This window comes from Chryseobacterium sp. WX, from assembly GCF_029542485.1.
GTDB lineage: Bacteria > Bacteroidota > Bacteroidia > Flavobacteriales > Weeksellaceae > Chryseobacterium > Chryseobacterium cucumeris.
The window spans coordinates 151,472-176,377 of sequence record NZ_CP120710.1; the positions used below are offsets into that span (position 1 = coordinate 151,472).

General features: G+C 37.0%; 23 protein-coding genes. 8 read left to right on the forward strand and 15 right to left on the reverse strand.

The genetic code is table 11. From position 1 onward, the window contains the following. Positions 1 to 150 precede the first annotated feature (150 nt). The gene (locus PZ898_RS00675; protein ID WP_277694522.1) at positions 151 to 1,443 is read left to right on the forward strand and encodes a hypothetical protein; all 1,293 of its coding nucleotides are present in this window, start codon (positions 151 to 153) and stop codon (positions 1,441 to 1,443) included. 53 nt (positions 1,444 to 1,496) lie between these two features. Here the strand turns inward: PZ898_RS00675 and arsB are convergent, their stop codons facing one another. The 7 genes from arsB to PZ898_RS00710 form a co-directional block, all read right to left on the reverse strand. Then, positions 1,497 to 2,528, reverse strand: a complete 1,032-nt coding sequence (arsB, locus tag PZ898_RS00680) for an ACR3 family arsenite efflux transporter (protein WP_277694523.1) — start codon at positions 2,526 to 2,528, stop codon at positions 1,497 to 1,499. Between the two features lie 2 nt (positions 2,529 to 2,530). Then, the gene (locus tag PZ898_RS00685) at positions 2,531 to 3,142 is read right to left on the reverse strand and encodes a protein-tyrosine-phosphatase (protein WP_062670551.1); all 612 of its coding nucleotides are present in this window, start codon (positions 3,140 to 3,142) and stop codon (positions 2,531 to 2,533) included. Between the two features lie 19 nt (positions 3,143 to 3,161). Beyond that, positions 3,162 to 3,635, reverse strand: coding sequence for a DUF6428 family protein (locus PZ898_RS00690; RefSeq protein WP_062670549.1), 474 nt, complete (start codon positions 3,633 to 3,635; stop codon positions 3,162 to 3,164). Between the two features lie 76 nt (positions 3,636 to 3,711). Beyond that, on the reverse strand, positions 3,712 to 4,041 hold the full coding sequence (locus PZ898_RS00695) for a metalloregulator ArsR/SmtB family transcription factor (protein WP_062670547.1): 330 nt from the start codon (positions 4,039 to 4,041) through the stop codon (positions 3,712 to 3,714). Between the two features lie 184 nt (positions 4,042 to 4,225). Next, on the reverse strand, positions 4,226 to 5,167 hold the full coding sequence (locus PZ898_RS00700; protein ID WP_277694524.1) for a 3',5'-cyclic-nucleotide phosphodiesterase: 942 nt from the start codon (positions 5,165 to 5,167) through the stop codon (positions 4,226 to 4,228). A 125-nt stretch (positions 5,168 to 5,292) separates the two neighbouring features. Further along, positions 5,293 to 6,414: an agmatine deiminase family protein gene (locus PZ898_RS00705; RefSeq protein WP_216444905.1), complete on the reverse strand. Its 1,122-nt coding sequence runs from the start codon at positions 6,412 to 6,414 to the stop codon at positions 5,293 to 5,295. 69 nt (positions 6,415 to 6,483) lie between these two features. Continuing rightward, entirely contained in the window at positions 6,484 to 7,308 is an 825-nt protein-coding gene (locus PZ898_RS00710; protein WP_277694525.1) for an AraC family transcriptional regulator, read from the reverse strand. 162 nt (positions 7,309 to 7,470) lie between these two features. Between PZ898_RS00710 and PZ898_RS00715 the strand changes: the two genes are divergently transcribed. Together PZ898_RS00715 and PZ898_RS00720 are read left to right on the forward strand one after the other, a co-directional pair. Continuing rightward, on the forward strand, positions 7,471 to 7,719 hold the full coding sequence (locus PZ898_RS00715; RefSeq protein WP_062670538.1) for a hypothetical protein: 249 nt from the start codon (positions 7,471 to 7,473) through the stop codon (positions 7,717 to 7,719). Further along, on the forward strand, positions 7,719 to 8,126 hold the full coding sequence (locus tag PZ898_RS00720; RefSeq protein ID WP_062670536.1) for a DUF4440 domain-containing protein: 408 nt from the start codon (positions 7,719 to 7,721) through the stop codon (positions 8,124 to 8,126). Before PZ898_RS00715 ends, PZ898_RS00720 begins: the two co-directional genes overlap by 1 nt. A 70-nt stretch (positions 8,127 to 8,196) precedes the next feature. On the opposite strand, the gene PZ898_RS00725 is transcribed toward PZ898_RS00720, so the two are convergent. From PZ898_RS00725 to PZ898_RS00740, 4 genes are all read right to left on the reverse strand, one after another. Then, positions 8,197 to 9,651 (reverse strand): sigma 54-interacting transcriptional regulator, encoded by a 1,455-nt coding sequence (locus tag PZ898_RS00725; protein ID WP_277694526.1) that lies wholly within the window; start codon positions 9,649 to 9,651, stop codon positions 8,197 to 8,199. 59 nt (positions 9,652 to 9,710) lie between these two features. Then, on the reverse strand, positions 9,711 to 10,850 hold the full coding sequence (locus PZ898_RS00730) for a VWA domain-containing protein (RefSeq protein ID WP_277694527.1): 1,140 nt from the start codon (positions 10,848 to 10,850) through the stop codon (positions 9,711 to 9,713). A 306-nt stretch (positions 10,851 to 11,156) separates the two neighbouring features. Beyond that, positions 11,157 to 12,929: an FAD-dependent oxidoreductase gene (locus PZ898_RS00735; RefSeq protein ID WP_216444902.1), complete on the reverse strand. Its 1,773-nt coding sequence runs from the start codon at positions 12,927 to 12,929 to the stop codon at positions 11,157 to 11,159. Positions 12,930 to 12,942: 13 nt separating this feature from the next. After that, positions 12,943 to 14,130 carry an FAD-dependent oxidoreductase gene (locus PZ898_RS00740; RefSeq protein ID WP_277694528.1) on the reverse strand — a complete coding sequence of 396 codons (1,188 nt, stop codon included), beginning with the start codon at positions 14,128 to 14,130 and terminating at the stop codon, positions 12,943 to 12,945. Between the two features lie 685 nt (positions 14,131 to 14,815). Between PZ898_RS00740 and PZ898_RS00745 the strand changes: the two genes are divergently transcribed. From PZ898_RS00745 to PZ898_RS00760, 4 genes are all read left to right on the forward strand, one after another. After that, complete coding sequence (locus PZ898_RS00745) at positions 14,816 to 16,549, forward strand: HAMP domain-containing sensor histidine kinase (protein ID WP_277694529.1); 1,734 nt, start codon at positions 14,816 to 14,818, stop codon at positions 16,547 to 16,549. Continuing rightward, on the forward strand, positions 16,527 to 17,180 hold the full coding sequence (locus tag PZ898_RS00750; protein WP_062670524.1) for a response regulator transcription factor: 654 nt from the start codon (positions 16,527 to 16,529) through the stop codon (positions 17,178 to 17,180). The genes PZ898_RS00745 and PZ898_RS00750 overlap by 23 nt, the downstream gene beginning before the upstream one ends. A gap of 477 nt (positions 17,181 to 17,657) precedes the next feature. Then, a complete protein-coding gene (locus tag PZ898_RS00755) occupies positions 17,658 to 18,065 on the forward strand; it encodes an ACT domain-containing protein (protein WP_277694530.1) in 408 nt (135 codons plus the stop codon). Positions 18,066 to 18,210: 145 nt separating this feature from the next. Beyond that, complete coding sequence (locus PZ898_RS00760; RefSeq protein WP_277694531.1) at positions 18,211 to 19,158, forward strand: alpha/beta hydrolase; 948 nt, start codon at positions 18,211 to 18,213, stop codon at positions 19,156 to 19,158. A 74-nt stretch (positions 19,159 to 19,232) separates the two neighbouring features. On the opposite strand, the gene PZ898_RS00765 is transcribed toward PZ898_RS00760, so the two are convergent. Beyond that, on the reverse strand, positions 19,233 to 19,628 hold the full coding sequence (locus PZ898_RS00765) for a VOC family protein (RefSeq protein WP_277694532.1): 396 nt from the start codon (positions 19,626 to 19,628) through the stop codon (positions 19,233 to 19,235). Between the two features lie 102 nt (positions 19,629 to 19,730). Beyond that, positions 19,731 to 20,417 (reverse strand): Crp/Fnr family transcriptional regulator, encoded by a 687-nt coding sequence (locus PZ898_RS00770; RefSeq protein WP_062670516.1) that lies wholly within the window; start codon positions 20,415 to 20,417, stop codon positions 19,731 to 19,733. A gap of 395 nt (positions 20,418 to 20,812) precedes the next feature. Between PZ898_RS00770 and PZ898_RS00775 the strand changes: the two genes are divergently transcribed. Continuing rightward, positions 20,813 to 21,538: a YoaK family protein gene (locus tag PZ898_RS00775; protein ID WP_277694533.1), complete on the forward strand. Its 726-nt coding sequence runs from the start codon at positions 20,813 to 20,815 to the stop codon at positions 21,536 to 21,538. Positions 21,539 to 21,589: 51 nt separating this feature from the next. Here PZ898_RS00775 and PZ898_RS00780 read toward each other — a convergent pair whose 3' ends face one another. Next, entirely contained in the window at positions 21,590 to 22,408 is an 819-nt protein-coding gene (locus PZ898_RS00780; protein WP_277694534.1) for a DUF4249 domain-containing protein, read from the reverse strand. A 3-nt stretch (positions 22,409 to 22,411) separates the two neighbouring features. Then, positions 22,412 to 24,742, reverse strand: a complete 2,331-nt coding sequence (locus PZ898_RS00785) for a TonB-dependent receptor (protein ID WP_277694535.1) — start codon at positions 24,740 to 24,742, stop codon at positions 22,412 to 22,414. Between the last annotated feature and the right edge of the window lie 164 nt (positions 24,743 to 24,906).

Consider the following 24,906-nt stretch of genomic DNA (forward strand, 5'->3'; position numbering starts at 1 on the left):
GGAGATTATTTTTGATGGTTGTCATTGTTCTTCATTACTGTAATTCATTATATTAGCTTCTTAAAGTATATAATTTGCATTAAGGATATATAACTCTAAGGTGCAGCGATGTATTTTCATAGAAAAACATTAACCACAAAGAATTTAATCATGAAGCAGACTGTTCTTACAGCATTCTTTCTCTTGTTTGTATTAGGTGCAAAAGCACAAAAACAATCTATCCCCCCTGATACAATTTCTGTTTATTTCGATGAGCTGAAGACAGCTTCGAAAAAGAATATCGGACTTTGGAACAAAGATTTATATGGTCCTATGATTTTAATCGATCCGAAAACCAGAGAGTTTTTTGCCAGCGAGCCGGATTCGGAGGGAATACTGAAATATAATGGTACTCTCTATTCTGGAGTTTTACCTGCCACAGTCAACATTGCAAATACCGCTATCAATTGGGGCGGAAAAAGATGGGCAATGATCATGCTCCCGCTTTCTCAAAATAAAGAAAACAGGATTAATCTTTTGGCTCATGAGTCTTTTCACCGTATTCAGCCTTCATTGGGGTTTAGTCTTAACAATGCAGAAAATAACCATCTGGATCAGAAAGAGGGCAGAATTTACCTTCGTCTCGAATTGGAAGCGCTAAGGCAGGCAGTCCGCTCAAATTCAGAAAAAGAAATAAAGCGGCATCTCACCAATGCATTGATCTTTAGGAAATACAGGAATACACTTTACAAAGGTTCAGAAACTACAGAAAACCTGCTGGAACTGAATGAGGGAATTGCTGAGTTTACAGGGCTCATTGTGAGTGGCAGAAATAAAGATCAGACAAGATCATATTTTTTAAATGGCATAGAAGGTTTTATGAAAAATCCCACATTTGTACGTTCATTTGCTTATTACACCACACCTGTTTATGGGTATCTGCTGTATCATAAAGATCCGGGCTGGAACAAAAAAATTGATTCAAAAACAGACCTGACCGGTTATTTCATTAAAGCATTCGATATACGGATTCAGACTGACCTGCAAAAAGCAGTTGAAAAGCTATCTGACAATTATACTGGTACATCAATTATAAAGCAGGAAACCGATAGAGAAGAACAAACAAAAAAGCGTATTGCCGAATACAAACTGAAATTTATTCAACAGCCTCACTTTGAAATCAAATTTGAAAAAATGAATGTTTCCTTTGATCCGAGAAATATTATGCCTGTAGAAGATCTAGGGACAGTATATCCCAATATCCGGATTACTGATTTGTGGGGTATTCTTACGGTTGAAACCGGAGCATTGATGAGCCCCAGCTGGGATAAAATTTCAATATCAAATCCAGTGAAAACTGAAAATAAAAAAGTATCAGGGGATGGGTGGATTCTTGAACTGACAGACGGCTATACCATAGCTAAAGATGAAGACAATGGAAATTATAAATTGATTAAGAACTGATATCCATAAAAAAGCATCACTATTTAGGTGATGCTTCTTATTTTGTAATGAAATTAATGATACCATTTCTTTTTCAAGAATAAACTGGCTTTTACCAAGAGTATTAACACAGGAACCTCTACCAATGGACCAATCACCCCTACAAATGCCTGCGGCGAATGAATGCCAAAGACCGAGATGGCCACAGCAATAGCCAGTTCAAAATTATTTCCGGTGGCGGTAAAGGCTATAGATGCATTTTTATCATAAGGGATTTTTAATGTTTTATTGATGATAAAACTTACAAAAAACATCAGGACAAAATAGATCACCAATGGGATTGCTACCTTAATGACATCCATTGGTAACTCCAGTATTTTAGACCCTTTTAAGCTAAACATCAGTACGATGGTAAATAATAAAGCATACAATGTTACAGGAGATATTTTAGGAACAAATTTCCTGTTGTACCAGTCTGCACCTTTTGATTGAATCAGAAAGTATCGGGTGAGAAAACCTGCCAGAAAAGGAATTCCCAGGTAGATGAGCACACTTTCTGTAATGTCTTTCATAGAAACATTCACATTAAAACTTGCCAGACCAAGTTGAGTAGGAAGTACATTGATAAACAGCCAAACCAGAAAACTGTAAGTGAACACCTGAAAGATGCTGTTTAAAGCCACCAATAATGCTGCATATTCTCTGTTGCCTTTGGCAAGATCATTCCAGACAATAACCATAGCGATACATCTGGCCAGCCCAATGAGTATTAAGCCTGACATATAATCCGGTTCATGCCTTAAAAAAATGATCGCAAGACCAAACATCAAAACCGGGCCAATAATCCAGTTTAGCAATAAAGAAATGCTGATTACTTTTTTATCTTTAAAAACCAATGGCAGAAGAGTATAGTCAACCTTGGCCAATGGCGGATACATCATCAAAATGAGTCCGATGGCCAGAGGAATATTGGTAGTTCCTACAGACTGAGAATTGATGAAACCAGGAATAGCAGGGAAAAAATGTCCCAAAGCAATCCCTATCCCCATAGCCATAAAGATCCATAAGGTAAGATAACGGTCAAGAAATTTTAATCTGGGCTGCATGATTATCTTTTTATTTTAGAAAAAACATAAAACATTTCTGCTGCAATTTGTAAGCTTCTTTCAGCATATACAGCTGTTTGTTCCGGGGTGTGATCTGAAACCTTAGGATCTTCAAACGTGATCGGAATTCTCTTTTCCGCACCGGGAATAAAAGGACATCCGCCATCTGCCTGCGAGCAGGTCATAATCGCTGCAAAACCGGATACAGGATTGAACGGACTATCATATTTTTTAGAAAAGCCAATGATCGGAAGGCTGTTATCATCATATTTTACAGCATATACAGGATTGGTAGTATCGGCAATGCTGAAAACTGAAAAACCTTGTTCTGCTAAAACTTCTGCGATCTTAGGAAACAATGCCGTTGTTTCTGTTCCTCCGGAATAGCAACGGACTTCCGGAATTGTAAAGAAAGAAGCCGCTGCCTGTGCCCATATCTGTGCCAGATGGCTTCGTCTTGAATTGTGAGTGCAGATAAAATTCAGGTTGATTTCCTGTTTATCATCCACTTTTTGCTGGATAAAGCTGATCAATGGTTCAAGAACCTCTTTTCTATCGCTATCTGTATTTTCCCATTTCAGAGATTGAATCGTGTTTAATAATTCCTTATACATAAGATTTTAATAAAATTAATTAGCAGCATCCTGATCCCGGAGTACAGGCTGATGTTGGGTTTACAGATAGTTCAGACAGGTTTTTCTTTTGTTTTTCGGAAGGAATTCCGCAGGCTTCCTGAGCAAGGCAGGCTGTTGTTTTGTTTTTCAGGATGAAGTTTTTCCCGTTAAATTCAAGGTCATATTTTCCAATGGTTTCTCCCTGATATTCAACTTCAATTTCGCTATCTTCTATCCCGAGTCTTTCTTCAGAAAGCTGAATGATATGAAGCAGTTTTCCAGGTTTTAAACGATGCTCATAATCGTTGGCATCCCAGAGCTGGAAGTTGACCACTTTTTCATTTCTGATTACGCCGCCGCAATCGATGAAGTTTTTAATAATCTGTCCCACTTCCGTTACATGGAAATGTTCAGGAACAAAATGTCCGTTTTCCAATTGAAATTCTACATTTTCCAGGGTAGAAAGAATTTCTTTAATTTCTGATAATCTCATAGTAGATTAAAATTTAGTGTTATAATTTTCTAGTGTTATATTGCAATATTACGATGTTTTTGTTCAAAAAAATGCCTTAACAGCATTGTTTTATACTAACATCCTGATTAAAAAACAGGTTGAATTCATTTTGAAACTGTTTCCAGTTGCTTTCATTAATGCAGTAGCATACAGATTTTCCTTCAATGGAACCTTTGATAATTCCAATATTCTTCAGCTCTTTTAAATGTTGGGAAATGGTAGCCTGAGCCAATCCAAGTTCTTCAACAAGATCATTACAGATACATGCTTTTTGATTAATGATATACTGTAAAATAGCGATTCTTGCCGGATGTCCCAAAACTTTAAGCAGAGAAGCCAGCTTATTTTGCTCGTCAGTATAAATTTCTGTTTTAGTAACTCCCATTGTTGTAATTTTATATTGCAATATTACGATGATAAATTAATATAACCATGAAAAAACTTATTAATTTCAGATAAATAAAATTAAATTATTGAATTTCAGCATATTAAAATTGTTTTGTTATGAATGATACAGTTGTAAATCAAAAAAGATGAAGCTTGTTTCCGCTTCATCTTTTGATTTGTTGTTACGGTAAACTAATCTTTTTACCTTGTTCCGGGAAGATATAATTTACTTTTAGAGGATTGTTTTTCAGTAGCTCTTTTTTGATAAGTTCTGGATTATCACCTGTCGGTTTTCTGTGCGTAACTACTATATTAAGGCCTTCAAGGCTGCTTTGTCCTGTCTTTTCTTTGAGTTTGCTCAATTCCTCAATCAGCAGATTCGGAGTAAGGTGCCCGAACAGCAGATGTTCTGGCTGACTGTTGGGGAAAGAAACTTCAATTAATATCGTGTTGAGCTGTCTTTTTTTAACAAGTGGAGCTGTCCTATTCCAAAGTTGATCCAGACGGTCAGATTTTTCTATACGGTCTGCACCGGTATCTCCAAGATAAAGCAGATAATGATTTTCTCTTCTTACCAATGCGGCACTGCTTTTATATGGATTTACGTGGCTCAGTTCATAGCCTGTTATAAAAAAAGGTGTTTTAGGCGCTGGAATCTCAGTTCCTTCCTGGAGTTCATTATAATGGTATTTTCCAAGGATTGGTTTTTGTCCCTGATCTGCAAAATTGATCCAGGTATCTGTAATAAAGTAATGATTCTGTAAAATCTGAATCACAGGAGCTATGGCGAAAATATCTTTCTTGGAATCAGCCGGAGAATTGATGATAAGCCCTGACAAATGATCGAGATGACCGTGGGATACAAAATATCCTTTGATCTGATCTTTTAAAACCGTTTCTGCTGATCCTTCAAGACTTTTCAGTTCAATCGCTTTTCGTATTCCGGCATTTACGCTACCGGCATCCAGGCAGAGAAATGCATTGTCTTTTGGAGCGCCTACCAGATAGGCTGATAAATTGTCTTCGTGCTCACCACCATATATTCCTAAGGGGATTACATCAAAATTTTGTGCCTGGCAAACAATATTCAGAAGAACCAATAAAGAAAGTGCTGTTTTTTTCATAATACGTATAATAGAAAACCATCTTTTTCGGGATGGACAGAGCAAATTTACGCTATTTTTTGACGACTGAAGCCGTCTATCAGTAAAGCCTGCTGAAATGAGCAGGCTTTATTCTTACGATTATTTTATTGAGGTTGTTGCTGGGTGACACAATGCACCATTCCTCCATTGGCGAATAAATTACGGCAATCGATTCCAACTACCTGTTTACCAGGATAGAGCTGTTGGATGATGTTGTTGGCAACCGCATCATTCGGGTCATTATAATTAGGAACCAATACACGGTTATTGGCAATATAATAATTGATGTATGAAGCGCGGCCCACATTTTTCCCGTAAGTAGTGATCACATCATTTCTTGTTAAAGGTACTTTTACAAACTGATAGGCAGCTCCGGTTTTTGTGGTTGCATCATACAGTTTATCAATATCTCCATTGGGAACCTGCCAGTAGTTAAGATCGTCCGGATTCATTGTGATAATGGTAGATGAATTGGCAAATCGGGCAAACCCATCGATGTGCATGTCTGTGATATCCAGACCGGCTTTTCCATTCAGCCAGATAAATTTGGTTACTCCGAGGTTTTTAGTAAATATGGCTTCTGCCTGTTGTTGCGTCATTCCCGGATTTCTGTTATTATTCAGAATAGAACTTTTACAAGCCATCAACACTCCGTTTCCGTCAATTTCCACACTTCCTCCTTCATTGATCATGACTGAATTAAGATTGATTTTTGGTATATTGGTATCGGCTGCTATTTTTGAAGGTATTACGTTACATTTGCTGTAATCGGCTTTGTTTCCCCAGCCGTTAAATCCCCAGTCCTGAATGAATAACTGTCCGTTCTGATCTTTTACATAAATAGGACCGTTATCCCTTACCCAGAAATCATCCGTTGGATAAATTTTGAAGTTGATATTGGTGAGAGAAACTCCAGCATTGTTGAGCAGGCCTATAATACGATTCTTTTCTGCACCGTCATAAGCAATAATGTGAACTTTTTCACTTTGTACAAGTTCTTTAGTCATGGCTACCCAGGTGGCGTCCAGACGGTTTCTGTAGGTAGTTCCATATTGATACTGATGTGGCCACTGAAGCCAGGTTCCTTCATGGGGAGCTGATTCTTCAGGCATTTTGTAAACAATGGTTTCCGGATTTACCGTACCCGGTAATTCTGTTAAGTCCGCTGATGAGCAGGATAATAGAAGAAGAGGTAATAATGGGAACATGATTTTCTTTTTTTGCATAACTGATCTATTTTTAACAGAGCAAAATTAGATCGATTGTTTTTCTTAAAGTTGTCCCAAATTGACAACTTACTTCAAAGGTAATAAAATATAGGTCAGTTGTTTTTCCTGATCATCTTCGTTTTCAGCATGATTTTCATACTTTTCAATGATAGGAGTGTGTGAAAACTCAAGACCTGAATTGAAAATCCAGCGTGAATAGATCTTCGTATACGTGTCGTCTATTGTTTCGTAGCTTCCATGATGGGTAAAACGGGCATATTTACCTCCGAATATCATTTTTGAAGGTAGCTTTTTATTTCCGGACTGAACGGATGAGCATGCATCATAGCGGCAGTTGATTTCTGTTTTTATTAATGGTTCATCGGCTATAACTCCAAAATATTCTATCCCGGAGTCAGGGAAATCATTTTCCATGAACTTTTCCCACAGCACTTCAATCTCTTCATTGTTATAATAGGTGGTCATGCTCTGATAATATACCTGCATAGGCTTCAGATATACAATTTCGGGTTCCAGTAAGACTTCTGAGGTAACAGGGATGATGGCATCTCCACAAAGAAGTTGTTCCTTACTTTGTTTTGCAGCTTTAGGAGAAATCCCAAAATGTTGTTTAAAGGCTTTTGAAAAGGAAGCGATATTGGCAAAACCCACTTCAATGGCAATGGAGGTGAGATTTTCCTGAGTATAAAGAATCCGTTTATAGGCATTTTCTACCTTCAGCCTCTGTTGGAACGCACCTATTGTTTCCCCACAGCTGTACTTGAAAATGCGCTGGATATTCCGGTAAGAATAATGAGAAATGTCTTCCAGTTCCTTTACAGAAACAGGCTGATCATAATTCTTTTCCATGAAATTGATAACTCTGTAAATACAATTCAGGTTGTCTTCCATAAGCATTGAAATTGTCCGAAACTGGTGGTATGAAATAAATTACAAATAAAAGAAATAAAAAAAATATCTTGACAATATCGTATTTTAGCTTTCGGCAAAAATAGCTTTTAAAAAAAATAAATTTTACCGCTTTAAAACAAAAAACCAAAAAATACATTCAATATGGAAAAGGATTTGTCAGAATTAACCGATCAGGAGCTGATAGAGAAAAAAAGAACTATCGAAGCCAGAAATGTTGTGAATGCTATCATCCTGGGAGTATTGGCTGGAATTTCTATTTATAGTACCATAACCAAAGGGATCAGTTTCACTACTTTCTTACCGATACTTCTTGCTTTTTTTGTGGCCAACAGCTGGAATAAAGGAAAGAAAGGCTTGAAAAGGGAAATGGACTCCAGAAATGTGAAGTAATGCAGGAGTTTAACAGAAAAACAGAAATTGGTGCTGTAGCCTATTTTCGGTATTGCATCAGAAATGGAGATGTAAAAGGAGCATTAAGCTGTTTTCATCCTGAAGCAGTCTACATAGACCGCGATGGAAGAGAATGGAGAGGACCTGAGCAGATAGAAAGGGCAATGAATGAGATTTGTCGCTTAAAACTGGATATTCAGGGTGAAACTCCGCATATCACTGTTGTAAATGATCTGGCGATGTGGCAGGATCAGTGGGAAATAACGGGAACTGCTCCTGATGGGCATTCTATTCATATGACAGGCAATACTTCCTGTATCATGAAAAGAAATGAAGAAGGAGAGTGGCTATGGTTGGTTGACAATCCTTTCGGTTCTGCTGTGCTTAAAAATGACAATCTGGTATAAAGTCTTTCAGAAACAAATAAAAAACCTTCAGCTGAACTGAAGGTTTTACTTTTATATTATTTTACTGATTTTAGTTGCGTAAGAATTGGCCGATCCCGGGAGAATCGAAAGTGAATGAATTCTGATTTTCAGATTTGTCAATTTTATTGCTGATCGTTAATGCCCAAAGCACCAGTTCTTTGCAGAAGTTCTGATCTTCTTTGCTCAATTCGGAAGCATTTTCTTCCACTACAGTTGTCAGAGGTTCTATCTTATCAAGTTTAGCATAGAATTCTTCATCCGTATCATTGTAATTAAGTTCTAAATGATTTTTGTTGAACCACCTGATCAGGTCAGTGTACGGTGTTTTAATCCCTTCTTTTTCCAGTTTTGAAATACGTGGGAACAGGCTTTCAAATTGGGTCATTACGGCTTTATCAATTAAGATTTTGGCTACGTAATCAGCACCTTCCTGTTCACCTTCATACACCAGTTCGATTTTCCCTGTGATTGATGGAATGATGGACATGAAGTCAAGCAGACGTACAGTAGTTCTCTCTGCTCCGGATTCAATTAAACGTAATTTGGCTGCTGCCATTAAATTTTCCATAGCACTGATGGTAAGACGGGCACTGACACCACTTTTCGCATCCACATATTCGCTGATACGGGCTGCAAAAGCAACTTCTTCCAGGAGATCTTTCGCCAGATCAGGAATCTGGATCTGTGCTTTATCTTCAGCAGAAATCAATGCTTCCTGTTCTGTAATTTGTCTTGCAAGAGCGATAGTTTTTGGATAATGGGTGAAAATCTGAGACCCGATCCTGTCTTTCAGCGGGGTTACAATACTTCCTCTGTTGGTATAGTCTTCCGGATTGGCTGTGAAAACAAACTGAATATCAAGCGGCATTCTCAGCTGGAATCCACGGATCTGAATATCTCCTTCCTGTAAAATATTAAACAGGGAAACCTGGATTCTGGCCTGCAGATCCGGCAATTCATTTAAAACAAAAATAGAACGGTTGGCACGTGGAATCATTCCGTAATGTAAAACACGTTCATCGGAATAGGGTAGTTTCAAGGTAGCGGCTTTAATAGGGTCTATATCACCAATTAAATCTGCAACATTCACATCGGGAGTAGCCAGTTTTTCGTAGAAACGATGAGAACGGTGTACCCACGAAATTGGAGTTTCATCTCCTAATTCAGCAAGCAGATCTTTGGCAAACTTTGAAATGGGATGAAAAGGACTGTCATTAATTTCTGATCCCTTTACGATAGGCATATATTCATCAAGCAGATCAACCATGCTTCTTGCAATTCTGGTTTTTGCCTGGCCGCGTAGTCCCAATAAATTGATGTGGTGGCCGGCGAGTATTGCTTTTTTCAATTGTGGAACTACCGTGTCTTCATACCCCCAAAGTCCTTTAAATACGGGTTCTTTAGCTTTAATTCTTTCAATTAAATTGGCTTGGATTTCCTCATTAATTGTTTTATGAGTATAGCCGGATTTTTTTAATTCTTTGAATGTAATATCGTTTTTCATTGTCTTGTAATACTATTTATCAGATCAGGTTTTTATTTTAAATCATTTAAATCTGATCTTTATATTCTTCTTATTCTGTTTTTCTCGTAATCTTCAAAAATCATCTGTCCTAAGCCTGATAGCCCGGTGAGGAATGCTTTTCCTTTGTTTTGAGCTGTGAATTCCTCCACAAACTGACGCAGATAAGGATCCTGAGCAATCATGAAGGTGGTGATAGGAATTTTCAGTTTTCTTGCCTGCGCTGCTCTGTTGAAACATTGGTTTACAATTTTTTCATCCAGACCAAAGCTGTTCATATAAAATTCACCACTAGGAAGCTGAATACAACTAGGTTTCCCATCGGTGATCATAAAAATCTGTTTGTTGGTATTTCTTTTTCTGCGGAGAATATCCATGGCCAGCTCAAGTCCGGCTACGGTATTGGTATGGTAAGGGCCTACCTTCAGATAGGGAAGGTCTTTGATCTTAATGGGCCAGGCTTCGTTACCAAAAACAATAATATCAATGGAATCTTTCGGATATTTACGCTTGATCAATTCCACGAGTGCCATGGCTACTTTTTTGGCTGGTGTAATTCGGTCCTCACCATATAAAATCATAGAGTGGCTGATGTCGATCATCAGGACGGTACTCATTTGTGCCTTGTGTTTTGTTTCCTCTACGATGAGGTCTTCTTCTGTCAGGCGAAGGTCTGAGATTCCGTTGTTGATCTGTGCATTTTTTAAACTTTCCGTCATATTCACGGCGGCAAGATCATCTCCGTATTGGAAGGAACGGTTTTCGCCATCTCTTTCATCCCCGATTCCTGTTTTGTTGGTCCTGTGATTTCCGGCTCCGTTTTTCTTCAGTTTTCCAAAAATCTGATCCAATGCATATTCACGAAGAGCGGCTTCAAGCTTCGGAGTTAATATATTTTTACCTTTTCCACTTCCTGTGTTGCCTTCTTCAGGATCTTCTTCCCTAATGTAGCCTCGTTTTTTCAGATCTTCTTTAAAATCCTGAAGGGTGTATTCATCACTGAAAATATCATATTCCTGATCAAGCATGTCCAGCCACTCGAAAGCTTCTTCAATATCTCCGGAGGTGTGGGTAAGCAAATCTTTGAAAACATCAAAGATGCGGTCAAAATGTGATAATTCCTCCGGCACATGTTTACTGAATATAAATCCTTTTCCTGGATTAAAATTTTTATCTGTCATAAGATGATAAAGAGGTTTTGCAGTTATTTGCTTTTGAATATTTCAGAAAATGTAATGAATTGTCTGAAGTATTCTTTATTTCGTTTTAAACTGAAAAGTTATGAAAATATCATCGCAAGATTTCCGTAGAAAAATAGAAAATACTAATGATGGTGATATGGAATAAGAATATAACAGCTTGTTGTTTGATAGAGCTTAAAAAGAATCTAAAATTAACTGCGGTAGTGAGTTACTGTCAAAATGGAAATAATAAAGCTCCGGATTATTCCGGAGCTTATTACACATCATCTTACTATTAATACATGGTTACCATCCTAAATAATATTCAGGATCTAACCAGTAGGGCCAGTCTAATTTAAAATGAGTCTGAAGCATTTTTTCTGCTTCACAGAAAGCACCTTCCACCCAGCCTTGCTGATCAGAATACGCTTCCCCGATAATATGAATCTGTTCATCCATCAACGGTTTTCTCATATAAGGCATCACATCTTTTACGGAGAAACCTGCTTTCCATGCATGATATCCTGCACCGTAAGGATCATCTGTCCAGTCTCTGAAATAGGTTACATATGGTTGAGGAATATCTACTCCGTGTAATTCTTTCAGCTGATTTATCAATTCATTCACCATGAATTCTGTAGCCTGAACATCGTCAAACTTATGCAATTCTTCCAATGAGGCAGATCTTGCAGCTCTTACTTTAAACAGCACTTTGTCATCAGAAAGTGCTTTCCAGAATGTTTCTGTTTCCATATCACCATAGCTTCCCAATAACATTGAGTTTTTAGTTTCAGTATCGGTACCGAAATAATAACATTGTCTCATAGGTAAGTCTGTAATAGAATGCCCGGAATCAATCCCCAGATCTCTCCACCACGGACCTTCAAAACCCATAAGGATTTTAAATGCAGGCTCCATGATGATGGAACGGATATTTTCGTTCAGTTTCTGGTGTCTGTTGGCATCAAAAAAGAAGTTATTCTGATCCAGAAGTTCAAGTGATTTTCTTGGCATACCCAATACGATTGAATTGGCATACACTTTCCATGTTTCGTTGCTTTGTATATTCAGGAAAGTTAATTCGTATTTATGGGTAGCGGTCAAATGATGATCTTTGGTGAAAGTAATCAGCTTGTTTTCAGACCAGATGCGTGCTCCTTCATATTCCATATAAGTGTTGGCTACTGCATAGGCAATACTGTCATAGCCTTCCTCAATGGTTTTGTAGGTAGTATCAGCAGAGAAATCTCCTACCATATACGGAAACGCTTCTGCAGAATTCCAGTTGATGGTATTGGAATAATATCCTCCGGCATTTGCTAAGAACTCATATCCTTCCTGAGAAACCTGGTCTTTGATTAAGTTCCAGAAACCGATATCGTTTACCAGGCGTTTGTCATAAGGAGAACCCGGGAAATTGTAAACCATTCTTGGTTTTATAGCATCCCAGTCTCGGCTGGTCAGTTTGAAAGTGTAATCATAACCATTAGGATCAGCAATAATCAGATCTTTATAGGTTGCAGCTACCCATGGGTCTGCCATTAAAACATTATATATAATTTTGTTGAATAACTGATCAGAGCTGAAACCTTCATCATTTTCATTCAGATAGTAGCGTGTAATCAGTTTATTGCCTTGTTTCTGTTCTTCTGTCCATGCATTCTGTTTGAAACGCTCTTTTCTGATGTACATCAACAGTTTGTCAGGGTCTCCCATATGGAAAGGAATAGGAGTCATTTTATCTTTCAGAACAGGGGTTCTTTTGCTCAGATCTGTTTCTTTCAATGGATAACCTTCAATCAGAGTTGTTACAATTTCCTGAGAAGTCAGATAACGCATTCCTCCGAGTTCACCCCAGAAATTCATTCCCGGCATCATGACAGATTCCAGTCTTCCTCCTAATTTGTCACTCATATCGAAGATCTGGACTTCATGACCTTTGTATTTTTGGTCTGCTACCAAGCGAAAGGCTGTATATAATCCGGAAGTTCCGGCACCGATAATGGCTACTTCTACTTTCAGATCGCGCTGCATTCCTGGATACAGCGGTGTATTTTTGTTGACGTTTTCTTGATTCATGCTTTTATAATTTTTAAAGGGCTAAGAAATATTTATATCCTAATCGGAAGGGAGTAATATCGAAATTTGTATGTCCATCCAAGGCAAGATCCGACATGATTTTTCCTAAGAAAGGAGTGAATTTGGCTGCCCATCCGGTAGCGTACACCACAATGTTTTTATGGTTGGGAACATAAGACGGAGCGAAATCAATCAGTAGTTCTTTATTAGGAATTGTACTCAAAGCGATAAGGCATGTTGAAGTATATTCCGGAACGATGCTGAGTCCGCTCATATGATTCTTAATCCATTCTGAAGTATAAGCCAGTTCCTGAGGATTGGGAATTAGTGTTCTGTCACTCGGTTCTTCCAAAGGTTTGATTACAAAATCCGGTGCTACACGAATGTATTCGGGATGATCCCATTCCACGGAAGGAAAGCCGTAGAATTGATTCCCGTTTTCTCCGCTTGCATTCTGAAATACAAACCATGTTGGATATTGTATCGTAGGGTCGGTCTTTTTAAAATAAGCAGAAGACATATTCCAGTAAGTGGCTTCTATTTTAAAATCAAGCAGATTGATCACACTGTTGATATAAGGTCCGGGAATGATGGCCAGTTTTTTAGCGATATAAATTCCGTTGGGTGTAGTAAGCTCAAAAAGATCACCGTTTTGTTTAATTTCAAGCACCGGAGAATCTTCTCTGAGTTCTACGGTTTCTTCCTTCTGACAAAGAGCTAAAAGTGTTTCAATAGTTGCTTTAAAATTGATACTGGCACCATCAGGTTGGAACAGGCCTGTATAATTATCCGGTAAATTTTTGAAATGGTACTGCTCTTCAATTTCCTTTGATGTTAAAGTCGTATAAGGAACTCCTAAAGCCTGTAATGCTTTTTCTGCCTCCGCAATATTTCCTTCAGTGGAGTGTACTTCAGGGTCTCCAAACCAAAGTGTTCCAACTTTATCCAGCAATTGGGCGTCTGTCTTTTTCTGTAATTCATCCCAATAAGGCTGTGCCTCTAAAGCCATTTGTACCATATATTCATCCGGATAAGGAATCCGGAACTGGCGTGATACTCCTGCAGAGCTGCCTAATTGATTCACAAAAGTATATTGTTCCAGTACTAAAGTCTTAGCCTGACGCTGACCGAGATGATAAGCTGTAGCCAGTCCTATTGCTCCTCCGCCAATGACGATTACGTCGTAGTTTTCTGTAATCATAGGTTATTTTGTTTTATGTTTTATAATCGTAAGAAGAAATACAGAAAACTAAAGACATCCATATGAAGGAATGAACCCTCATTACTAATTTTTAATACTCTCTGAATCTTATTTACTACGATAGTTTAAGTGTTGAGACCAATCTTCCGGTACATGTGAATATTCTGGTTTTCCATTGAATAGTGTCACGGTTAATAAGCCTTTCAAAGTAACAAAGAAGAGCATATATCTTCTTAGAGTGTTAATTACCAAATGTGGTATTGAGTAGAAATACGGAATGCCAGGAAATCCATATCCAGAAGGCTGTTTCAATAATTACAAGGTGGATATGGAATAAGTGGTCTATGAGTTATATGCTCATTTTTTTGACTTATTGTTTACTATTTGTAATAAAATGAACAGAAAAATAATATTTTACTGAGCCTCAACTTTTTGCAATTGATCTAAAAAAATAGATTTACATACATAAAACTGAATGTTTACAAAGCATTTTAATAGTAAAAAAAAATAAATTCTGTGAGTTTAATCAAATATTCATTATTATAAGAAGACAAAAATTACTTTAACTTTGCCAATTGAATGATATATGCATATTATGAAATTATTGAAAATAATGCTATATTGTTAAAGGCTAATATCTAATGGACTTATGTCATCAGGAAATTAATTTAACTGATAAACAAATATGAAAAATAAATTCTTAAATTTTAAATTGAGAAAACTTGTTCATTACTCTTTGATCCTTTGTATTTTACTGATACAGGTCATTATTGCCACATTTTTCTACAATGAATTTGTCAATGGGAAGAAGCTTAAGTTTATTAAAGATCAGCTTGAGGAAAGCCGTGCATTGGGAGGATTGACTGATAATTCCAGGAAAGATTTCATGGATGCACAGGATCATCTTCAAAAATACATGGCGACTCAGGATAATAATGATCTGCAGCTCTATTTCCAGTCATTGAGAAAGCTTAAGACTAATTTTGATAAAATTGGTGAATATGAAAATACAAGTCCGAGACTGAAAAAAAATCTGGCGCTTCGTAGCAAGGATACCTTAAAGACTGCAAAATTGAAGACATTGATAGATTCAGTGTACCAGACTTCTCTGAATCCACCGGCAAAAATTGAGGATAAGCACTATGAGCCTGCCAAGTATAAAAATGATTTTGAAGATTTCAAGATTCAAACCCGTACGTATGCGGATACGGTTAAAAAGAAAGGCTTTTTCGGGCGTTTAAAAGATGCGGTAACAGGGAAAGTAGATGTTCAGAAGGAGAGTACGGTGATTACGATGACCAATAATAAAACTATAGATCTTTCTCAGGTAAAATCCAAAATGGACAATACGATAAAATCTATAGACAAGCATTATGCAGCTGAAGTAAAGAAGGTTCAGCTCCTTGCAGCCATTAGTCAGAAAAATAACTTACAGTTTTACAGCAATTTCAGTAAACTGTTGGTGTACAGTAATAACTTAATAGAAGTATACGAAAATGCTATCAAAGATTTTAAATCTGAACTGGAAAGAGAATACAACGAACAGAGCTCGAATAATAACAAGATAAGGACTTATCTCGTATTGGGACTGATGATTCTGATGTTTATTGTTTCTATTCTGATCATGTATTTTACAAGAATGGCTTTTGTTTATGAACAAAAACTGGATGCAGCCAATAAGGAAATTAAAAAGAACCTTAATTTCAAAAACAGGATTTTGGGAATGTTAAGTCATGACTTGAGATCTCCTTTGAAAATCATCAATATTTTCATAGATAAAATTCAAAGATCTACTGAAGATGAAACGATAAAGGATTATCTTAAATCCATCAAGTTTACTAACAGCACTTTGCTTCTGCAATCTAACCAGATTCTGGAATACACTAAAAATGAAAATGCAGAAAAAGAACTTATAAAATCTGTTTTTAACCTTAAAGATGAGATCAGTTCTATTGTAAAGGTCATTACTCCTTATCTGGAAACGAGAAACAACAGGTTTGCGGTCACAGACAGAATCCCTGAAAATCTAGTAGTGTATTCGGATAATATCAGAATCAATCAGATTTTTATGAATATTCTGGGAAATGCCAACAAGTTTACAGAAAACGGACAGATTGATCTTGTATTGTCTACAGAATCCCTTGGAGACAATAAAATTACCCTGATCACAACAGTAGCAGATACCGGAGTAGGAATATCAGAAGCTGATCTCGGTAAAATTTTTGATCCTTATTATCAGGGAATGGTTTCTGATGAAGTGGATAATCTGGGAGCGGGACTTGGCCTTAATCTGGTAAAAGAAATTGTAGAACTTTTCGATGGCGATATATCTGTGGAAAGCAAATTGCATAAAGGAACTAAAGTGACATTCAGGATCAATTTAAATAGTAATAATAATGGAAACACCAATTCAAAATAAAGAGATTATATTCCTTCTGGCAGACGACCACAGTATTGTACGTCAGGGAATGGAAATTGTGATCAGTGATATTGTTCCTAACGCTAAAGTGTATCAGACTTCATCCCTACATCAGGTCTTGGAGCTCATAGAATCAAAAGGAATAGAGATGGCTATCATTGATGCCCATTTCCCGGACGGAAACAGTCTTCATATTTTACCGCAGATGAAAAGTGTAAATCCTGATATTAAAATTTTGATTTTTACAGGACTTGAAGAAGAGTTGCATGGTCTTAAATTCATCAAAGCCGGTGCTGATGGTTATCTGAGTAAACTGAGTGAAGAGGAAGAGGTAAGGGAAGCGATCACGGCCTTTATCGAGAAGGGAGAATATTTCTCTGCTCTTTTACGAAATCTATTGGTACAGTTTGTTTACAACCCGGATCTGATAAGTCCACTCAACATTTTAACCAAAAGAGAAATGGAGATTGCAGAACTTTATGCTGAAGGGTATGGAAACCTGGAAATTTCAAACAGTCTGAATATCAAACAAAATACAGTAAGCACAATCAAAAAGAATATTTTTGAAAAACTAAAGATCGAAAATATAGTTGAGCTGGTAGAGCTTGTCAAAACCCATCATAAACTATAGTGTTTCAGGATAATCACCACTTCAATGAGTCAGGATATTATATTTCATCGATAAATATCTATAAGTCGATCGATATGTATCGATGGGGTTTATAGGGAATTTTATTTGAGAATGTTGTTCCTTTGTACTATGAAATTTAAGTAATGAAAAAGCAACTGAGAAATGCTTTTTAACTTCTGAAGTTTCAAACACAAAAACAACAAATGATTATAACTATACAAATAATAAAACTGTAGTTATAGAAACACAAATGATGAAAAATTAATAAACACTGATGAAATTAGAAGTGTATGAATAACCTTAACCGGACTTCTTAAAAAAGCCAAATGATCAAAAAAAACACAAACACATATAGTGAGGTTCAGTGATAGGTTACATTACAAACACAAAAAGGAGGCATACAGCCTCCTTTTTGCGTTTTTTATCAAATGATAAACAAATGCTGCCATCGATGCTTTAGTTTTGCATCAAAAAAAGATGTCAGGAGAAAAAGACTTAGCGGTACTGATTCAGAATATGGAACCCGTATTGAATACCGGAGAATATGTATTTTGCACTGTTGAAAATTTAGACCAAATACCGGATATAGAAAAGACCCTGTTTTTTTTCCGGGAAAATGAAGCCGTTACCATTGTTTTGGAAAAAAATATTGCTGATGATTGGTCTTTAAAATATAATTATATTTCTTCCTGGATTACCTTGAATATTCACTCTTCTCTGGAAGCGGTAGGACTTACTGCAGCTTTTGCCAATGCTTTGAGAAAGGAGAATATTAGTTGTAACGTAGTGGCAGCTTATTTTCATGATCATATTTTTGTAGCAGTAAAAGACGCTGAAAAAGCAATGGATGCCCTTGACGCATTGAGATCAGCTCAGGAACTTTAAACATTGTTTTGAGTTTTTACTTTTTATTTTCACCTTGTAAAATGTCTAATTGGGCGGCTAAAATGTCCTGTTGATAAAGCTTATAAGTGTTCTTCCTGTTTTTGTGTTTTATGTTTGCACCATAATCATACAAAAATAAACGACAATGAAAACAATCAGAAAAATCTCAGCCGTAAGCTTATTATGTTTAACTCTTTTTACGGTAGTGACCGTATCCTGCACTGAAGAAAATGAGCCTCCCACGACACAGGAGATACAAAATAACAGCCACCAAACTGCCAAAACCCAATTCATAACTGTTAAAGGAAATGCCATTGCCTACCGTGTTTTAGGAAAAGAAGACGGAGTTCCTCTGGTTCTTCTTCCGGGATTGGGAGGTTCAATGGATGACTGGGATCCTGCAGTGACTGATGGACTGGCCAAGAAGTATAAGGTAATTATCTTTGACAATAAAGGTGTCGCTTCTTCAAATGGAACAACGCCCAATACGGTTCAGGCGATGGCCGATGATGCTGTAGATTTTATTAAAGCTCTACATTATACCAAAGTGAATATCATGGGATTTTCAATGGGTGGATTTATTGCACAGAGAATAGTACTGACTAACCCTTCACTGATCAATAAAGTGATTTTAACAGGTACAGGCCCACAGGGAGCAATCGGGTTATCTAATCTTCCCAATATTATTGCAGGAACAGCCGGATTAAGCCCGGAAGCTTCATTTCTGAAATTCGGTTTTACAGAATCTGCTCAAAGTATTGCAGAAGGAAAAGCATCTTTCGCAAGGGTTCAGCTTCGTACTACGGATAGGGATCTTTCTTTAAGTGATGCCACTTCAAACTCGCAGTTTACCGCTGTATTGAGTTGGGCTCAACCTAATCCTGATGCCCTTACAGAAATACAAAAAATCAAAAATCCGGTACTGATTGTTCATGGTGAAAACGACCTTCCGGTATCTGTTCAGAATGCGAAAAATATGGCTCAGCATTTAGACCATGCAGAACTGGTAATTTTCCCGGATTCAGGACACGCTTCTTTCTATCAATATCATGATGCATTTGTTGGAAAAGCCATTGAATTCCTTGGAGAATAAATTAAAATAATATCAATATATTTATGAAAAACTCGCTGAAGTCCTCAGCGAGTTTTATGTTGATGGATAAAAAATTAACTGAATTTCTTCATAGCCTCTTCACTCACTGGAGTAAAAAAGTTAATCATATTGCCATCCGGATCACAGAACAGGAGAGATCTGTTTCCCCAGGGCATTGTTGTGGGCTCTTGAATAATTTCGGAAGCTATACTTTTGATTCTTTCATATTCTTCGTCAACATTTTTAACCAAAAACTCAATGATGGTTGATTTTGTTCCTGCAAAATCGGTAAGATCTTCCGAGAACATTTTCATTGTTCGTATACTTCCGACAGCGATCGTAACAGAATCTGTAGAAAGTTCTGCAAAATCTTCCGTATACCATGTGGCAGTTATACCCAAGATCTGTTCATAAAATGCTACTGTTGCTTTAATGTCTTTGCTGATCATTCTTAATGAGGTAAGTTTCATAAGGATACTTATTTGTTTAAACTAATTATAAGCAAAGGTAACAGGTATTTATGACAACAGACTGTCAGTAGAAATAAACGATTTCTAATTTGAATAATTTTACTAATAAAAATTAGCAATATGAATTAACTGTTTAACGTTGATGATCTGTATTTTGCGTCCTTCGGATCTGATGAGTTTTTCCTGTTTGAAATCATTGATGATACGCGCTAAAGTTTCTCTGGCCGTTCCTACCATATTGGCAAGATCCACACGAGAAAGCGTAATAAATACTTCTTCATCAGGAGCATCACTTGATTTATATTTATCATGAAGAATCAGCAGACTGAGAGCGGCTCTTTCTCTTACGGTACGATGAGATAAAACAGCAATAAGGTTGGCCATCACACTGAATTCATGACTCAAAGATTTCAGTAACAACCTTGAAAGTACTGATGATTGGCTTAGAATATCCAGAAAGCTGTCTTTCGAAATAAAAGAAATAACTGAATTCTCCAGTGTTGAGGTCGTATCTCCATAAGATTCGTTGCTCAGGATCGCAGAATAGCCGAAAAATTCTCCGGAACTGTAAATGTAAATAATCTGTTCCCTTCCGTCATTATCAACCTTGTATTTCTTTATTTTACCCTCATTCAGGTAGTAAACGCCGTTAGGTTTTGTCCCGTCCGTAAATATGGGCTCATTTTTACGGTAGTTTTTGGTTTTCATTGCTCCTGTAAGCAGATTTTTGTCATACTCGGGGAGTTCATCAAAAAGATACTGATTATTGAAAATAAATTTTGAGATCATAATTTTTTATACGGCTGTTGAATTTACGCTCAGTTTTTAACTTAAATCACATTTTAAACCCATCTATATCACATGGTTTTTTTTCTGAACGAATTACTTTTACAAAAGTAATAAAATTGGTACTGAAATAAGAAACAGAACATTTCAGAGAGGTTTTAAAGGCATTTTCATGTCATAGACTGATCTGTTATTTGTTACGGAAAAAGTAGAATTTTACGTTAAAGGGGATTCCGTAATTCTATAAAGAACACTGGATAAATAGTTAAGCGGATATGTTTTTCACGGCTTTATGCTGACATTTCTAATTTATTTTTTTTTGCTTATTTATTTTATCCAGCTGTTTTTTGAGTAAAATTTTAAAAAAACACAATATACAACCCTTATAGAAATTTAAAATGTTCAGGCACAGAGGGAGAAACAGAACCTATTTTCATAATCTTAAGCTGGCATCAGCACTTTCTTTTGTTGCCGGAATAGTGAATATTGTGGGAGTATTATCTGTTAAAATACTTACCACTAACATAACGGGGCACTTTGCCTTCTTTTCCGAAGAAATTCTACTCAATCATTACAGTGAAGCTCTTACTTATCTTGTCTTTATTATGTGCTTTCTGGGAGGAGCATTCTGTTCAAGCTTTATGGTTGAATTTTCTTCCGGACGTAGCATGTTTCGCCCGCATCTTATTCCTTTGATTATTGAAATTCTGATATTAGGTTTTGTGGGACTATCAGATGATGGGCTACTGAAACTATCAATATCTCCTTATACCATTGCCGGTCTTTTGCTTTTTGCAATGGGAGTTCAGAATTCATTAGTAACAAGAGTATCCCAGTCTGTGGTGAGAACGACTCATCTTACGGGATTATTTACTGATCTGGGAATAGAACTTTCAAAACTTTTCTTTAAAGAACGGGAAAATGAAAAGAAACAGCTTACAAAGAACATCACTCTTAAACTGGTGATTATCGCCTTCTTTTTTTCAGGATGCATTATTGGCGGTTTTGGGTATAGCATGATCGGTCTCAAAACATTGATGGTTACAGCAGGATTTCTGTTTTGTGTGATCCGGTATGATAAGCTTCTGTATAGATATTATGCTTTAAAAAGGAGATTAAGATAGAACAGAGAATAAAAAAGGATATTCCCATCATTGGAATATCCTTTTTTAAATTTATGGAGTGGTCATCTGCTCGATAACAAAAGTTTGTGTATCTGTAGTATGGGCTGAAAAATATCCCAATGCTCCATTACTGATATTACTTGGAGGATTCGTAGGAGTAGCAGTTCCGCCATTGCCTCCTGAAATCTGAAGTAAAGCACTGTAATAAGTAAATATGTTGGTATCTATAGATTGCATCTCTACATGAATTTTATCTCCTACTATCACTTCATGATCTCTGCCTTTATTATCGTCGTTAGGAAGAATCAGAGGCTGTTGATTGGGTAATCCGTTATTCACATTATCTGAAAAAGTATTCATGTACTTTTTAGTAAGATCATTGATGGTGAAGCTAAAAAGGTAGCGGTTTCCTAATGGTAATGGATCTGTAAATAATGGTAAGAGGGTATACGTGGTTTTATCTCCAAATTTGAAAGAACTCTGCTGTAATCCATCGAAATTGACCACTTCAGGCATTTTGCTCTGAGCGCTATACTGCTTTCCTTCGGACTCTACTTTCAAAGTATAGGTTCTACCAGGTTCTCCGGCAAAAGTAGTCGTTTGATAGACTCCGTTTCCTACATAATGAAGGGTTTCTGTTTGACCTGTATTATCACTTAAAATAACCTGAGCGCCAGTGACAGCCGGATATTGATTAGGTGATGAAAAGCTTACTGACTTGGTGATTTTCACTGTGTAAGGTCCTGATTGATTGGTTACATTTCCTTCAATGACAATGTTTCCGCTTTGATCATTCAGGTCCAGGTCGATCTCTTTTTCACAAGAAGTTAATGCAAGGAGATATACTATGATATATAATGTGTTTTTCATGATTTAGAATTTGAAATTATAAGTGATGTTGGGTACCCAACGGAATAAAGAAGTCTGCATCGCACGGGTTGTTCCGGGATGGTCAGGATTGTCTTCAAAGTTGATGGTGTAGGCATTTTCTCTACCATATAGGTTGTAAATACCGAATGTCCATGAACCACGGAATCGTTTATTGGAACTTGGTTCATAAGTCGCACTCAGATCCATTCTGTGATAGGCCGGCATTCTGTCTGCATTTCTGTTACTATACTGGAATACGGTTTGTCCGTTGAGTTCATATTTTCCGGTAGGGAAGGTAACCGCATTTCCTGTGCTATATACGAAAAGTCCTGAAAAACTCCACTTTGGATTAAGCTGGTAGGTCGCAACGATAGAAAGGTCATGGGTTTTATCCATTCTGGCATTGTACCATTCGTTATTATTGATTCCGTTAATCTTTCTTTCTGTTTTGGAAAGGGTATAGGAAATCCATCCTGTCAGTTTTCCGCTTTTCTTTTTGGCAATAAGTTCGAGACCGTAAGCTCTTCCTTTTCCGAATAGCAGTTCACTTTCTACATCCGCTCCAGTGTCAAAACCAATTTGAGCTCCATTTTTGAAGTCGATTTGGTTTTTCATGTCTTTATAGTAGATTTCAGCGTTCAGTTCATAATTATTGTTGTTGAAATTTCTGCTGTAACCAAGGCTGATCTGATCTGCAATTTCCGGTTTTACCGTGTAACTGCTTCCTATCCACTGGTCGGTAGGGTTTCCACTGTTGCTGTTGCTTAAGAGGTGAAGATTCTGGGTATTTCTGGAATAACCTCCTTTTACACTACTAAATTCATTGATGCGGTAGTTGGCGCTAATACGTGGCTCAATATTCACATAGGTTTTTCCGAATTTTCCTTTTTCTAAGAATTTACTGTCGGTGAGCACACCATTCTCATAAGTATTGAATGTATCACCTCCCAATATGCTGAACATGGAGAGCCTTGCTCCATAATTAATTGTTAGCTTTTCCGTTGCTTTATAATCATCATTAATATAAACGGCATTTTCCCATGAATATCTCGGATTTCTTGCAAAGCTGCTCACTGTAGTGCCGGAAGCACTGCTCGGAGTAAGGGTATGATAAATAGACTGCAGACCAAAACGTACAGAATGTTTGTTTCCTGCAAACCAGGTAAAGTCCTGCTTAAGATTCCAGTCACGGATTTTTGAATTTAAATCAAATACAGTATCATCATTTTTCAGACTGATTTTATAATCATAATTACTGTAGATGAATGACGTATTGGAGAATAGTTTACTGCTGATAATGCTGTTCCATCTCAAAGTTGCCGTAGTATTTCCCCAGTCGGTATTGAAAGTATCTCCCAATCCCAGAACATCTCTTCCAAAATATCCGGACAGGTAAATACGGTTGTTTTCATTGATCTGATAATTCGCTTTAAGATTCAGATCATAAAAATATAATTTGTTGTCTTTATAATCTTTATTGGTTTTAAGAAACAAATCCGCATACGTTCTTCTCCCTGAAACAATGAATGAAGACTTTTCTTTTTGAATGGGACCTTCCACACTCAATCTGCTGCTGATAAGTCCGATTCCTCCATTGATGTTATAATCTTTGTTGTTTCCGTCTTTCATTTTAACATCTAATACAGAAGAAAGGCGGCCTCCGTATTGTGCGGGGCTGTTTCCTTTAATGATGCTGGCATCTTTCAGAGCATCACTGTTGAATGTACTAAAAAATCCAAGAAGGTGAGAGGCATTATAAACCGGAGCTTCATCCAGTAAAATCAGGTTCTGGTCGGTAGCACCACCACGTACACTGAATCCACTGCTTCCTTCACCGTTGCTTTTAATGCCGGGTAAAAGCTGTATGGTTTTCATTACATCCTTTTCTCCAAACAGAACAGGAAGTTTTTCTATATTTTTAATGCTTAATGTTTCTGCTCCCATTTGAGCCGAAGTCAAGTTTTTATCCTTTTTAATGCCGGTTATCACCACCTCATCAATTGCTTTTGCTGCAGTTTCTGCAGGAAGGAGGGGAAGATCAACTTTTATATTCTGATCTACTTTGATCTGCTGTTCAAAATCCTGATATCCAGGGTAGGAAATAATCAGGGTATAATTTCCTTCAGGTAAGGAAAGTGAGTAAAATCCATACTCATTGGCTACAACATTGATGGTAGGATCTTCACTTACTTTTACAGAAACTCCGATGAGCAATTCACCGTTTTTTTTGTCTTTCACGGTTCCACTTACGGAATACGTTTGCTGGGCTATTGCCAGGGTACTGAAACAGAGCGCAGCGGTGGCTGCAGTGATTTTTAAAAAGGATGTTTGCATTAGTTTATTTTAAAGTAGTAGATCTCTTGTATAGGAATTAATGTTTAATTGATGTATGATTAGTTAGATGAATAGGGGATTTGTTACACGTAACAATTTAATTATGAAATAAATCCATTGGAAATTGGGTTTTGTAAAAATTTAATAGCATCGATAAAATAAGA